Below are 13,708 nucleotides of genomic sequence, written 5' to 3'. Positions count from 1 at the left end.
GAATTCATTACATAAAAAAGCGACCGTCCATCGGGACTGACCCCCGTTTGTGAGACAGGGATCAAAACACCTTCCAAGTTTAAGCAGCCAGTTGTCGGAAATGAACCGGCGACTGGTTGTTTAGTTTTGTTTGAATGCGAATTGAGTTATAGTAAAGGATGTACTCTCGAACGGTCTGCTCGACGATTGCCGTCGTCGTACAGGTTAAACCTTCGAGGTAGAACGTTTCAGACTTTAGTGTGGAATGAAACGATTCGATGGGGGCATTATCAGCAGGCGTTCCCTTACGGGACATGCTCATGGTAATGCCTTTTCCTTTTACAGCTTCCTGGTAGGCCAAGGATGTGTAGACGCTGCCTTGATCGCTATGAAGTATTGCACCTGGTAGAGATGGCAACTGACGAAGGGTATCGAGCACAAATGCGGTATCCTGCTTGTCAGCTATACTGTATGCCACAATCTCTCCGTTAAACAAGTCTAAAATACTCGACAGATACAACATTCTTCCTCCAAATGGCAAATACGTAATGTCCGTTACAAGTTTTTGCATAGGCGTATCTGCTTCAAACTGTCGCTTTAGCAGATGCTCCGCGATATGAATGGGTTGCCCAGTAGGTTTCCGTTTCTTCGCTTTGACACGACATTGCAGCCCTTCACGCTGCATAATCCGTTGCACGCGTTTGTGGTTTACCATATACTCCCTCCGAAGCAAGGCGGTGATTTTCCGGTATCCATAACGATATTTATGCTGGATACAGAGTTCGCGGATTTTCTCTACCAAGTGATCCTCAAGTTTGCTCGCATACTCCGCCTTCCAGCGATAGTACGTGGCGCGAGGGATTCCTATCCATGCACAAGCTTGCTTCACACTCACTTCCCCTCGGATCGACTCTATCCACTCCATTACGATCTTTGACGATACCTCCTCTCCAGTACGCTGTACTTTTTTAGCAACTCTAGTTGTTGTCTCAAAAACCTGTTCTCAGCCTGGACCTTCTCTAATTCCGAAGTGTATTCGGGCCCTTTACCGTAGCTGTATTGTTTACCTACAGGCTGCTCTAAACGGTTCTGCTCGCCATTACGGTACCATCTCATCCAAGTTTCCACTTGTGTCTTGTTTCGTATGTTTAATTGCTCCATGATTTCTTTGACCGGTATACCAGCAATTCTCATTTCAATCGCCTTCATTTTAACTTCTAATGGATAACTGACTCTTGTTGCCAACGAAAAAACACCTCCAAGGTTGTCTCCATATCTTACGACATGGTTGCATTCTCTTGAAGGTGTTTTGATTTGTCTCACGTTAAGGGGTCAGTCCCATCTGATTGATGAATGCGGTCGCCTTTTCTTTTTTTTCGAAATTGCCTATCGACTCTCTTCCACAGGATGAATATGATCGGCCAGTCTGCTTAATCGCTCCAGCTGATGACCATAGTCGTACATCGTCGCAGCTACGATGGAAAGCCGCAGCATTCCCTCCTCACAATGGTCAAAACGTGTAATGGCATGCTTCATAAAATCGCCGTTGGCCTGCTGAAACAATTCACTTTCATCCTCATTTGGTTTCAGTTTATTTTCGAATTTCAGCAGAGCGTGCTCGTGGAAACGAATCAGCCGCTCCAGATGATCGTCAAAAAATGCATCTGTTCCCTTTGGACGTAAAGACTGAAAGTAGTGCCTTTCCACCGCATCCAAGACCTCGTATCCTTTGTGCAAACTTTCGAGCATTTGTTTGTATACGACCATTTGTCTGGTCTGACTAAACTTGGTGCGCTTGAGCTTTTTCTGCTCCTCTTCGAACAAATGATATTTGTCCGAGAGTGATTTAATAGCTCCCTGCAAATTTCCCTTTTCCTCTCTAAAGACAGACTCCTTAATCTCATCGGAAATGGCGGTTCGCAGCAGCAAGGACATGCTATTAAATACATTTTGAATCTGATTGATAAACTGCCTTTTCGGTTTGGGAGGAAAAACAGTAATGTTGATGACAAAAGCAGACACAATCCCGATCAGAGTCAGCGCAAAGCGGGTTACTGCAAATTTCCAGTCCCCTGAAGCTTCCATGACAGAAACAACGGTCACAAGTGTCAATCCAACCGTATCAGCCATGTTTATTTTCAGACATATCATAAGTACCAATACACATACCAGTCCGACCGCAATCGGCTCATTCGAAAATACCATTCCGCCCAGCAACGCCATGACTGCACCTAATGTGCTTGTTTGGAGTTGATCCAGAAAATAACGCCACGACCTATATATCGACGGTTGCATGGCAAAAATAGCGGCTATCGCTGCCCCCACAGGCGAATGGGTGTTCAAAAGCGTGCTCAGAAAAAGGGCGAGCGTCACTGCGATTCCCGTTTTTAACACCCGTGCTCCAAAAGCCAAAGCCATCCCTCCTGCTTACCCTTCAAATTTATTCATACCGAATTACTATAATGAAATTTCAAGACAAAGTCCATGTTTTATTATTATCCAAAACCATTGGAGATCAGGAATATTTATGAAATGTATAGTTCCTGCTAGGATACATATCAACAGAATTTCCCTATCTGCATCAACATCGCAGAAGGATCTCATCGTGCCATGGATTAGTAAAATCTGAGAAGAGCACCCGTCCGCAGGGCAACTTTTACAAAACCCGGCAAGCCCGTAAACAAAATCATGACACAATAAAAGCCGGAGCCTCCAAGCGGACTCCCCTGGAACGTCATAGGATAAATGAGAATGGCGGAGGAGGAATGAAGGCATGCTTCGAGTCGCATTATTTACAGACACGTATACGCCTGATGTCAATGGCGCTGCTCTGACACTGGAACGATGGATTGGCTATTTGGAGACACACGGGGTATCTACTCTTGTCTTCGCACCGGAGGCAGACCATCATCTGTCCTCGGGGCCGGGCGTGGAGCGTTTTCGAAGTATTCCCTTTTTATTGTACCGGGAATGTAGACTAGCGATCCCTAACGCCAAACAAATCAACGAGCGCCTGTCAGCCTTTTCCCCGCATCTAATTCATGTCGCTACTCCGTTTAACCTTGGCCTGTATGGAACAAGCTACGCTGCCAAACACCATATTCCACTTGTCGCCTCCTATCACACCCACTTTGATAAATACCTCGAATATTACAAGCTTCGCTGGCTTGAACCTGCGTTATGGAAATACATGCTCTGGTTTCACAGACATTGTGAAAGGGTATATGTCCCCTCTCGGTCAACCATGGAATTGTTACGCAATAAAGGAATGGGACAGCTCGAAATCTGGGGTAGAGGAATTGATACTGACCGCTTCCAGCCCACAGTGAATCGCGAAGCGATATGGGAAAAATGGGGCGTTCGTGTAGACGCATTTGTGATTTTGTATGTGGGCAGACTAGCACCGGAAAAGGGGATAGACACGTTACTGGATTCCTATCTCCAGTTACCCGACGACGTCCGCGCAGCCTCAGTGCTGGTCATTGCAGGAGATGGCCCATTGTTTAAGTTCAAAACTGCAGCAGATATCGGAATGCCAGAGCACGCAGTTCACTGGCTTGGTTTTGTAAAAGGACCGGAATTAGCTGAACTGTACGCTGCAGCCGATGTATTCCTCTTTCCCTCCACTACGGAAACCTTCGGTAACGTCGTTTTGGAAGCTATGGCCTCCGGCACACCCGTGATCGGCGCCAATGAAGGCGGGGTCAAAGATAATGTAATCCATAGGAAAACGGGGTTACTGTGTCCAGCTGGAGATGCCGCTGCCTTTGCCAAAGCTGTACACCTGTTGTACGAGGATGTCCCACTTCGAGACTTTTTGTCCAGAACCGGTAGAGCATACAGTCTGGAGCAGACGTGGGACCGTATTTTTGAGCGGCTGCTGGACAGCTACATGGATGCAGCGACCCTGCATCTCGACAGCCGCCCTGTGACGCGAATATAGCCTTCAAAAACATCGGACTTTCAAGAAACCCTGCTATACCTTTAGCTGTTTGAGCAGCTTGTTATGTACCCCGCTTAACAAAATCACCGCTGTCAGGGCACCGATGAACGCAAGGAGCATATCCCATTGAGTATCCCATACATCTCCCTGTGTCCCCAAAAAGGCTTCTGCCGCCGTACCGGTTGCCTTGGCTACGGCAAACTCAATCAGTTCGTACACAGCACTGATCGCAAGACACACACTAACCGTTAGAAAAGTGAGCCAGCTCCCGCTTCCCAAAGCCGTCTTACGCAGCAGCACTTCCCTGACAATGAGTGCAGGCACAAAACCTTGCGCAAAATGCCCAAGTCGATCATAATAATTGCGCTCCAGCCCAAACGTATCCCGAATCCAGTTGAACAGAGGCATTTCGGCATAGGTATAGTGCCCCCCGACAATCAGGATCAATGCATGTACCCAGATTAGGGTGTATACCAGATTGGTAAACCGAAATCGACGGTAAAGAGCCGCCAGCAGTATAGCTCCTAAAACAGCTGGGAGAACTTCCAGTACCCATGTAAAATAATCCGCCGGACGAACCAAGGACCAAATGAGAGCAAGCACCAGCAGTACAAGTAAAATAAGCGGATAACGATCATTTTTAGACCATGCCGTTACCTGATTCATACATTATTCCTCCTAAGCCCAAAGCTCTATCCTTCATTCATTACAATATGTTTGACACGTCCAACCTGTCCGTCTACCAAACGCACTTTGATTCCATGCGGATGACGTGGGGAATTGGTCAATATATCCTTCACCGTTCCTCGCGTCAGTTTACCCGTAGGCTGATCCTTTTTAAGCACAATATCCACCTGAAGACCAGCGCGGATATCAGATCGATTCTGTCCGTTCATTGTAGCTATTCCTCCTTTGCTTTTACATTTTATCTTATGATGATATTCAACTACTCAGCCCCATCGTAATCACCAGTAATATCGGTCGTCTCGGCGGCTGTTCCCCATCCAGACCACACACATCGTGGATATATAGCTAACGAGCAAAATAACGAAGACCATCCCGCTAAACTCCACAAAATGAGTGCGTTGCAAGGAATCCGCCCATATGGAGGATACTTGTGTGTACAACTGGGACGGTGCAGACACAATATCCCATGTGTTTCCTCGAAAGAAACGGCCAATATAAATACCTAGGCTACTTAGCAGGAGTACCGCCAGCATAAACAACCAGCTGACAAGCCCGCCCCGTGCACGTTGCACCAACTGTCGTACAGATTCAAGTGATACAACCCCCATGGTGAGACCAAGCACAGCTACCAGCAGCATCCCTAATGCATGATTCCAAAAGTACGGATTGCCCCAAAAACGCTGCTCCCCGAGAAATGGATACCTGGCAAATACATGCAGCAAATCTGTGATCAAATAAGGCGTATTGGGATAAAAGAAAAGCCATCCAGCCCCTATGACCCAGAGCAAAAATGTCCTTATTCCCCTTCTCCACGAGCAATGAATGACATCTAGCAAAAGCGTCAACAGCATAGGAATCCAGGCTAGCATCATATTCCACCAAATAAAAAGATAAGGGCGGCCCCCTGAGGGCAGTCGCACGTTAATGATCCACAATGTACTAATTACGGAGCATAAGGCCAGTGCAATAAAAATATAAAGTTTAACTGGATAATTTAACGATCTTAAACGGTCATACATATGTTTCTTTCCCTCCTTGTAACCGTCCATCCTTCTTGACGTTCCAATTTACACCTATTCTGGACAGTGTACACCACAATGGCTTCAAGCTCAATGGAAGCGCTCCACTCTGCATAAAATGAAGATAAAAAAGCATCTATTCTCCCGGGGTTGACCTCATGTCCCTGGGAGACAGATGCTTACTGTATTTCAGACTTCATTTCACAGGTAAAGCGATATACGAATGCGGATCTTCTGATCAAAAGGAGCCCTCCAATAGGCTCAATCTTAGGCAGCATTTCCCGGGTAATGCTGTAATTCAGCTCCCCCTGCTCAAACCCTACTCACGGATTTCTCTACATGCTCTCAGCCGGCCGGATGAAGAGGAACTTCATTGTCCATCATCTACTTCAAGGCGGATGAGCTTTAACTGTCCTCTAACCTTGTATCCAATTGACCAATGATTGCACCGTCAATGCACCTGGCACTGCTACCTCAAATGCGGAGGCACCGTTACGCAAGGCCAGAAATTCCACGGTTTTAGGAACTCCGGGAGCCAGATCCAGATGGTTGTCACTGAAAATCCCCTCCTGCTCTGCGGTCAGCCACACATGTCTGGCAAGCACATCCGAACAAAGCGTGAACCCACTGCCTCCACTTCCCGGTATCTCCGTCACTTCAATTTTCGCCTGCGGTAAATCCATCTCTTTCGTGCCTGCAAAATAAATTTCGCTGGCGGCCACCTGCTCACCGTTTTGTATCAGACGTGCGACCAGCATATGCTCCGTACGATCCAGGCCATTCAGCCATTTGTCAGTAGGCAGTATATGTACGATCCCTGCGCCGCCTGCTTGCTGTTCTACCTTAATGTTCTCTTCACGAATAGCCTGACTGCCACGGATATGCAAAAGTGTCAGCCGCAGCGTACCCGCTATCGGCTCTAGCGTATCGTTAACCAGATGCAGCTCTTTACTCCCCTGTTCCGTATCTACTGCACTCAACAGCACATCGGCAAGGCTGCGTTTAGCCGTATATTGAAGCGCCTTCCAACGACCAAAATAGTCCATACTTGACCAGGAAGCAACGGGCCAGCAGTCATTCATCTGCCAGTATAATGTCCCCATGCAATAAGGCTTGTGACGACGATGGGCCTCAATGGCCATTTTCATCGCCTCTGCCTGTAAAACCTGGCTCATGAGCAGAAAACATGGAAAATCCTTGGGTTGCCGCATGTACCGTCCCATGTATTCTTGAATCAGGCGATTGCCCGAGCCGTTCTTCTGATGTGCCAGCATCACCTCAGATTCCAGTTCCAAATCCTTCTCTTCCGCATAAGCGCGAACAGACTTGTATTCAGGAAAGGACTGAAAACCATACTCACTCATAAAACGGCCCACATGTACGTGATAATTTTCAAACGGCTCAGACGCATGCCATACTCCCCAATAATGGATGTCTCCCGCTGTGGAGGACGGATGAGCATGCTGGTTTCGATCTCCGGTCAGATCAATTAGCGGTGAGGAGGGCCAATATGCCGTCTGCGGAGTCCAGGCATTTACCGCCTCCGGTAAAATCCGGTGGAAAAGCGTTTCATAATCTTCCCATAGGCGTTCCCGTTGCTCAGGCGTGTAGGCCTTTTTCCAGCCCCAGCCTGCATTTTCTTCGTAATGCGCCCATGCAGAATCAATCTCATTATTGCCGCACCATAACGCAATGCAAGGATGATGGCGCAAACGCTTGATGTTATCTTCGGCTTCCTGCGCTACATTGTCCAAAAAAGCCTGATCCCCCGGATACATGCTGCATGCGAACATAAAATCTTGCCACACGAGCAAGCCGTATTCATCACAAAGGTCATAAAATACGTCTTCTTCATAAATACCGCCACCCCACACCCGCAACATATTCATATGTGAGGCGGCCGCACTGGCAATTTCATGCCGGTATCGTTCCAACGTAACTTCGGCAGCAAAGCTGTCATTCGGAATATGGTTCGCTCCCTTTGCGAATACGGGGATTCCATTCAGCTCAAAATAGAAGCTCTCCCCTGCCGTATCCCGCTCACGTATTAGACGAATCGATCGTAGTCCCGTTTTCACTGATTTTTCCGCAATTACTGCTTCCTGTGCCTGCTTCTTCAATTCGGCTACAAACGTATACTGATGCGGCTCTCCCAGCCCACGACACCACCACAGCTTCGGCTCCTTCATATCCAGCTCCAGCTCTACTGTTTGCTTTCCTTTCAGAAGACGAACCGGCTTGGACCACACCCTGCCATCAGCAGAAATACACAACTCGGCATCTCTAATCTCAGCTGCACTTTCAATCTCTACCATTGCCGTGAGTTCAGCCCTCTCGGTACTCACTTTGTCGTGTCGAATAAACAAGTCTCTTACGACCAAACCAGACCAAGCTTCAATCCGGACCTCTCTCCAGATACCGCTCGTCACCAGCCTCGGTCCCCAATCCCAACCATAGTGATAGGGAGCCTTACGAGCGAAAACGCTTACTTTTTTATCGGACAAGCCACCTATCTCGGACTGATCATTCGGTGCGGGGAGTCCATAGCCCAACCTTTCCAGCTTAGGCACATCTTCCGCAATCGGAGAGCGAAAATGGATTTCAAGCCGATTTTTCCCTTGCTGAACAAATGCCTTCACATCCTGTCTCCATACCCGAAACATATTATTGGCCGATAAGACAGTTTGACCATTCACTCTTACATCTGCGTAGGTGTCCAGACCTTCCAACACCAGCTCTACAAATTGACATTGAAGCTGATTTGCATCTATCTCAAAATAGGCTTCATATATCCAATCCTGCTTATCAATCCACTGTACCTCCATCTCGTTCATACCGATAAAAGGATCAGGAATTTTGCCATGTCGCAAAAGATCGGTATGCACACAACCCGGTACTTTCGCACTGAGCCACTCATCACTATGTGCTTCCCTAAACCTCCAGCCATCCAACCCTATCACATTAATCATCGTCGCAAGCCTCCCTATAAGGATGATTGGGAACATCTGGATCACTCATTAACATAACAAAAATAACATTAAGCTAACAAATCAGTCAATTGTTTTTTTGAACAATCGGTAAAACACAAAATAAAAGTCGCCCTCTACCCCTAAACAGGCTAAAAGCGACTTCCCTCGGCTTCACTGTGGATCAAATTCATCCCACATATCCGGACATCAACTATATTTGATTGTGCTAAAGGGACGATCACGATCATCATTTTCCTGCCTGATCCGTGGCGCGTGAACTTCCCGTACGAGTAGATCAGCGTGTAGCAACTTTTTTTCCACAGGCGAGTTTGGGTTCATGATGCGCCATAATAATTGGTCTACCGCCCGCATCCCCAACAGTTCCTTATCCACTCTCACCGTGGCATAAATCGGCATTTGATCATTCGTATCGTCAAACCCGGTTACCCCGCACCGCCTCGGAACGTCAATCCCCTTTTCTTTCAATACTTCCACGACTTGCGAAGCAGTCACGTCATTAGCACAAACAAAAACCTCTGGTAGCTCATTCTCGGACAACTTGTCCATTTCCTCAGCAAGCGCCTGCGCTCCCCCATAAATAAGGGCTTTGTTCTGCCGTAATTCTACTCCGCTCATTTCCAGTGCAGACCGAAAAGCTTCCCAACGTTCATAGAAACTGTGAGCGTCGTCAATATGACCCACAAACTGAAAGTGGGCATAGCCCCTGCACAGCAAATCCTTCATTAATTCATTCATGCATGTGCGATTATCCGTGAACACCGCATCACTTAAAAATGCAGAGTCCCAATGATCCACCATGACAACCGGAATACCCATTCGATAAATGTTCAGTAATAACGTAGTTGAAATCGTTCCTACAGTGATAATCCCTTTAATAGCCTCTGGGTTCAGTAAAGAAAACATATCGTCAGTTGAAGGCTCCGTTAGCGTGATCATATCCAATCCCCTGCGGTTCAGACGCTCGGAAATCCCTTCAAATACAGGTCCCCAGTACTTGGACTCCCGATTCTGGTGTCGAATATTCGGAAATAACACCAGCACCGTACCCGACCATTCTCTGGCATCTGTGTCCCGAGGCTCTACCCCAGTCATTTTGGGATGACTGCGAAAATAGCCCATCTGGGCAGCAAGCTTAACCAGCAGCGCCCTTGTCTCTTCACTTACACCGGGTTTGCCTGACAGTGCACGCGAAACAGCAAACTTTGAAACGCCCGCCGCATCCGCAATTTCCTGTAATGTTACTTTTCCACGCATCTCCTCACCCAACCCTATTCGAAATCTTTTTCTACCTTAGTCTTCTAAATATACAGGTATGCCTATAAACTGGTACCATCGTAGCATACTTTGTTTTAGATCATCAAACGATGTATTTGCACAAATCCACACCTTTCATTTAAATATGTTTGCTTAATAAAAAACAAAACACATAACAAATAAACATAAATAACTTGACGTAAGGTTCTTTATTTCCTACAATTTACTATTGAAAGCACTTACATTGTGTAAATCATACTTATTAAGGGGGATTTGCAGATGTTCACGAACAGGTCGGTACAACAATGCTCTATCCTGCTCCTGGCTTTGCTGCTGCTTGTTACAACGGGCTGCGCGAATGGCAAAGGCGGTACGGCAGAAAAGGAAGACCCCGATGACACCAGTCCCATTACATTTACGTTCTTTGGCGGTGACTCAAGCTCCAACTGGAACAACATGAAGGACGCTGTCGGGCAGGAAATAACCAAGAAAACGGGTGTTACACTCAATGCCGAACATGCTGTCAACGGTCGAGGCGAGGAAAAGTTTGCTTTAATGGCTGCTAGCGGAGAGTACCCTGATCTCGTGTACCCCAAAGGAGACATTGGAAAGCTGGTCGATGCCGGAGCACTCATTGACTTAACCGACCTGATTGATAAATACGGTCCTAACATTAAGAAAGTGTATGGAGATTATTTTAACCGTATTAAATATAGTAGTGAAGATCCCGCCATTTACACCATCCCAACCAATTTGGGCGTAGATCACATCGCGTTTGATGCACAAGCAGGCTTCGAAATCCAGCATCAGGCCCTTAAGAAGCTCGGATACCCCAAAATTCGCACCGTTCAAGATTTTGAAAAAGCACTTAAAGATTATGTCGCCAAATACCCTACTACTAATGGCCAGCCTACCATTCCCTTATCGCTCGATGCCGAGGACTGGAAAATGCAGATTACTGTGACAAACCCGGCAGTTACGGCTACAGGTGGACCAGACGATGGCGAATATTATATTGATCCTAAAACACACAAAGCCACTCTTCACTACAAACGCCCAGAAGAGCGAGAGTATTTCCGCTGGTTAAACCATATGTACAATGAAGGTCTGTTGGATAAGGATACTTTTGTACAAAAAAGCGATCAGTACAAATCCAAAATCGCCGCAGGTCGTGTCATTGGACTGATTGATCAGGAATGGAACTACCAAGATGCCGAAAATGCGCTCAAGGCAGCAGGTAAGGATGAATACACCTACTCCCACTTTCCAGTCACTTTAAATGAGCAATACGAAGATCATTCCCTTCAGCCCATTGGTTTTGATACTGCGTCCGGGATCGGCATCACAACTTCATGCAAAAACCCGGTGCGAGCGATCAAGTTTCTGGACTTCCTGGCCTCCGACGAAGGACAAATTTTGCGTAATTGGGGAATTGAAGGCCAGCATTACAATGTAGAGAATGGCAAACGAGTCATTCCTGCAGCTGTGCAAGAACGCAAAAACAAAGATAATGCTTCTTTTAGCAGAGAGTCAGGTATCGGTTTGTATTGGATATGGGGACCTCATTACGGCGATAGCGTTAAGGACCCTACTGGCAACTATTACACAACCAATTATCCGGAGATGATTACCGAAAATTATAGCCAAGCAGAAAAAGAATCCCTTCAGGCATATAAAGCCCGGACATGGAAAGACCTATTCCCGAACGAGAAGGATTTTCCGGTAAAAGAGTGGGGTGCTGCCTACAACATGCCTGTTCCGACCAATACAAATTACAATGTTATTTATCAGAAGTCGCAGGACATTGTACGCAAACGGATTCCTGAGGCCGTACTCGCCAAGCCAGATCAATTCGATGCTGTGTATGACCGCATGCTCCAAGAGCTGGATCAGGCGGGTGTACCAAAGGCTGAAGAAATCTACACTGGCCTGATCCAGAATCGTCTGAAGTTATGGTACGGGGAGAAATAGAGTCTGATTACTCATGAAGGTGCATAGGGGCTGACAGCCAGAACCTGTTTAGCCCTGTTTGCATTAAACATTCTGCTTTGTTGCTTTTTCTTTCCAAGAACTATTTTTCCTTGATCCCCGATGGACATAAAGCAACAAAAAGATTGGGATCAATGCAATCCCGCCACACAGCATCCAAGATATCTGAATAGGTGTTTGATCCGAAGCAAGATTGGTAAAATTACGGCTTACGATGCCTGTCACGATTAAACCTATACACATGCCTAGTTGGGAAATGGCTGAATCCAGAGATAGCAGTGTTGAACGATACTCATTGGAGATTCTTTTGTTCAGAAAAATTTGTTTGGCAACCGGGTACATCCCTCGCCCAATTTCATAGATAAAAAAGGTAAGCAGTACAGGATAAAACGTGTTGAAAGCACCCGCTAAAATGAGCCATATCCCAATCATCCCGCAAGCATACATGAGTATATGTACATCACTATAACGTGCGCCTAGCTTTCGAACCAGATAGCTTCCCAAAGTCATACATAGTGAATAGCCTGCCTTAATAAACCCCATAATCCAAATCCCTTGTTCAGAAAGACCGACCAGACGTGGCTGTTGAAAGGTATTCCCCGCCGAATTCGAAAAGCTGATAAATAAACCAATGATAAACACAATCCAGATCGACTTATTTTCAAACCGATACAGACACTTTCCCCGATAATCGTTTTAATGTGAGTAGTTGATGTTTTTCGATGGGGAATATTCTTCTCACCCATATAAAAGCAGCATAGAAAAATACACAGGATAATAGATACAATGCTGGCCACCCAGGGAAGTGAATAGTTAAAAGTTGCGAGAAAGGCCCCCAACAGACCGCAAATAAATCCCGAAATATACTGTATACTATTAGATGTTGTAAAAAGAACTTCCATCGGCTTATCACTGTTTTCCACAGCCCAGGATTCCAACGAGCCTGATTGCAAGCATATTGCCAGACCCCCAAAGACTTGTGCGAACACAAGCAGCCACATGTGATCTGCCCAAACGAACAACACACTGTAGACTAGAAAACAACAGACCCCCATAACAATAGAAATCTTTCTTCCATATTTGTCTGCAATAGCTCCTGTTGGTATTTCAAACGGAAAAATACTTACAAAGAATACAACCAGCAAGAAATTCGCACTTTGCAGAGAAAGTCCTTTAGCTAATAGAAATAGAATAAGCGTAGTTCCCGTGATTTCACTCATTTAAAATTGCAGAAAGCTGACGGAGTAAAATAGCTTATGTGGCCTCACTTTCAGGATTCCTTCGTTTTCTCTACAGCCTCATACTCACTTCGCAACATTCCCATCTGAATAATGTCATAGTACTGTCCTTCCCTGAAAAGCTTTTCCCGTAGCCGCCCTTCCTCCTTGAAGCCACATGCCAGATAGCAACGATATGCACGTTCATTGAACGCATACACCTCCAGTTCCAGCCGATGCAGGTTCAGCGAATGAAACGCAAATTTTTGTATCAACCGGATTGCTTCCCGCCCATATCCCTTACCCAGGTCACCGTCACGCCCGATCACAATCCCAAGGGTGGCGTGCCGATTCACCCAGTTAATTTTGAATAAATCGAGTTGTCCAATATAGTCCAATGTGTCTTTATGAGCAATGATAAAGCCCTTGATCTCAGAGTTGCCGTCAATCATCATCTGTACAAACGATTCACTATTAGCCAGTGAATGCGGATAGATAAATACGTCGCTTAAACCATGTGTGATTTCCGGGTCATTGACCCATCTTCGGATATCAGGTATATCCTCCTGACGGTACTCTCTTAAAACAATTCGTGCTCCAATGATATGTGGCATCGTCAGCTTCCTCCCT

11 protein-coding genes and 1 pseudogene are annotated in these 13,708 nt (G+C 46.3%); 2 read left to right on the top strand and 10 right to left on the bottom strand.

Annotated features, from left to right (window positions below):
* Nucleotides 1-79: 79 nt before the first annotated feature.
* Nucleotides 80-1,224 (bottom strand): IS3 family transposase gene (locus tag EGM68_RS09575; RefSeq protein WP_090735917.1). Its coding sequence is split into 2 segments (ribosomal slippage): nt 80-951 and nt 951-1,224, totalling 1,146 coding nucleotides; the frame shifts between segments, so codons are not numbered across the junction.
* 141 nt (nt 1,225-1,365) lie between these two features.
* Nucleotides 1,366-2,397 (bottom strand): FUSC family protein, encoded by a 1,032-nt coding sequence (locus EGM68_RS09570; RefSeq protein ID WP_014599646.1) that lies wholly within the window; start codon nt 2,395-2,397, stop codon nt 1,366-1,368.
* 355 nt (nt 2,398-2,752) lie between these two features.
* Between EGM68_RS09570 and EGM68_RS09565 the strand changes: the two genes are divergently transcribed.
* Entirely contained in the window at nt 2,753-3,922 is a 1,170-nt protein-coding gene (locus tag EGM68_RS09565; protein WP_129549075.1) for a glycosyltransferase family 4 protein, read from the top strand.
* A gap of 33 nt (nt 3,923-3,955) precedes the next feature.
* Here the strand turns inward: EGM68_RS09565 and EGM68_RS09560 are convergent, their stop codons facing one another.
* From EGM68_RS09560 to EGM68_RS09540, 5 genes are all read right to left on the bottom strand, one after another.
* On the bottom strand, nt 3,956-4,588 hold the full coding sequence (locus EGM68_RS09560; protein WP_129549074.1) for a DUF2238 domain-containing protein: 633 nt from the start codon (nt 4,586-4,588) through the stop codon (nt 3,956-3,958).
* 26 nt (nt 4,589-4,614) lie between these two features.
* Nucleotides 4,615-4,818, bottom strand: coding sequence for a YwbE family protein (locus EGM68_RS09555; RefSeq protein WP_013370570.1), 204 nt, complete (start codon nt 4,816-4,818; stop codon nt 4,615-4,617).
* A gap of 69 nt (nt 4,819-4,887) precedes the next feature.
* Nucleotides 4,888-5,628, bottom strand: coding sequence for a DUF1361 domain-containing protein (locus EGM68_RS09550; protein WP_040101618.1), 741 nt, complete (start codon nt 5,626-5,628; stop codon nt 4,888-4,890).
* A gap of 416 nt (nt 5,629-6,044) precedes the next feature.
* The gene (locus tag EGM68_RS09545; RefSeq protein ID WP_129549073.1) at nt 6,045-8,597 is read right to left on the bottom strand and encodes a beta-mannosidase; all 2,553 of its coding nucleotides are present in this window, start codon (nt 8,595-8,597) and stop codon (nt 6,045-6,047) included.
* 207 nt (nt 8,598-8,804) lie between these two features.
* Complete coding sequence (locus EGM68_RS09540; RefSeq protein ID WP_129549072.1) at nt 8,805-9,872, bottom strand: LacI family DNA-binding transcriptional regulator; 1,068 nt, start codon at nt 9,870-9,872, stop codon at nt 8,805-8,807.
* Nucleotides 9,873-10,151: 279 nt separating this feature from the next.
* On the opposite strand from EGM68_RS09540, the gene EGM68_RS09535 reads away from it, so the two are divergent.
* Entirely contained in the window at nt 10,152-11,843 is a 1,692-nt protein-coding gene (locus EGM68_RS09535; RefSeq protein ID WP_129549071.1) for an ABC transporter substrate-binding protein, read from the top strand.
* A 63-nt stretch (nt 11,844-11,906) separates the two neighbouring features.
* Here the strand turns inward: EGM68_RS09535 and EGM68_RS26045 are convergent, their stop codons facing one another.
* From EGM68_RS26045 to EGM68_RS09525, 3 genes and pseudogenes are all read right to left on the bottom strand, one after another.
* Nucleotides 11,907-12,503 carry an MFS transporter gene (locus tag EGM68_RS26045; RefSeq protein WP_240664145.1) on the bottom strand — a complete coding sequence of 199 codons (597 nt, stop codon included), beginning with the start codon at nt 12,501-12,503 and terminating at the stop codon, nt 11,907-11,909.
* Nucleotides 12,504-12,526: 23 nt separating this feature from the next.
* Nucleotides 12,527-13,081, bottom strand: a pseudogene (locus EGM68_RS26040) (MFS transporter); the annotation flags it as partial.
* A 50-nt stretch (nt 13,082-13,131) separates the two neighbouring features.
* A complete protein-coding gene (locus EGM68_RS09525) occupies nt 13,132-13,692 on the bottom strand; it encodes a GNAT family N-acetyltransferase (RefSeq protein WP_040101622.1) in 561 nt (186 codons plus the stop codon).
* Nucleotides 13,693-13,708 lie beyond the last annotated feature (16 nt).

The sequence above is a fragment of the Paenibacillus sp. M-152 genome (assembly GCF_003856555.1).
Classification (GTDB): Bacteria; Bacillota; Bacilli; order Paenibacillales; family Paenibacillaceae; genus Paenibacillus; species Paenibacillus polymyxa_C.
The sequence above is the reverse complement of the archived record's forward strand: the minus strand, read 5'-3'. Positions and strand labels throughout refer to the sequence as shown.

Bases quoted from the DNA above. Each gene is read 5' to 3' on its own strand.
- EGM68_RS09570 (WP_014599646.1), bottom strand. From the start codon at position 2,397: ATGGCTTTGGCTTTTGGAGCACGGGTGTTAAAAACGGGAATCGCAGTG.
- EGM68_RS09525 (WP_040101622.1), bottom strand. From the start codon at position 13,692: ATGCCACATATCATTGGAGCACGAATTGTTTTAAGAGAGTACCGTCAG.
- EGM68_RS09560 (WP_129549074.1), bottom strand. From the start codon at position 4,588: ATGAATCAGGTAACGGCATGGTCTAAAAATGATCGTTATCCGCTTATT.
- EGM68_RS09565 (WP_129549075.1), top strand. From the start codon at position 2,753: ATGCTTCGAGTCGCATTATTTACAGACACGTATACGCCTGATGTCAAT.
- EGM68_RS09540 (WP_129549072.1), bottom strand. From the start codon at position 9,872: ATGCGTGGAAAAGTAACATTACAGGAAATTGCGGATGCGGCGGGCGTT.
- EGM68_RS09555 (WP_013370570.1), bottom strand. From the start codon at position 4,818: ATGAACGGACAGAATCGATCTGATATCCGCGCTGGTCTTCAGGTGGAT.
- EGM68_RS09535 (WP_129549071.1), top strand. From the start codon at position 10,152: ATGTTCACGAACAGGTCGGTACAACAATGCTCTATCCTGCTCCTGGCT.
- EGM68_RS09550 (WP_040101618.1), bottom strand. From the start codon at position 5,628: ATGTATGACCGTTTAAGATCGTTAAATTATCCAGTTAAACTTTATATT.
- EGM68_RS09545 (WP_129549073.1), bottom strand. From the start codon at position 8,597: ATGATTAATGTGATAGGGTTGGATGGCTGGAGGTTTAGGGAAGCACAT.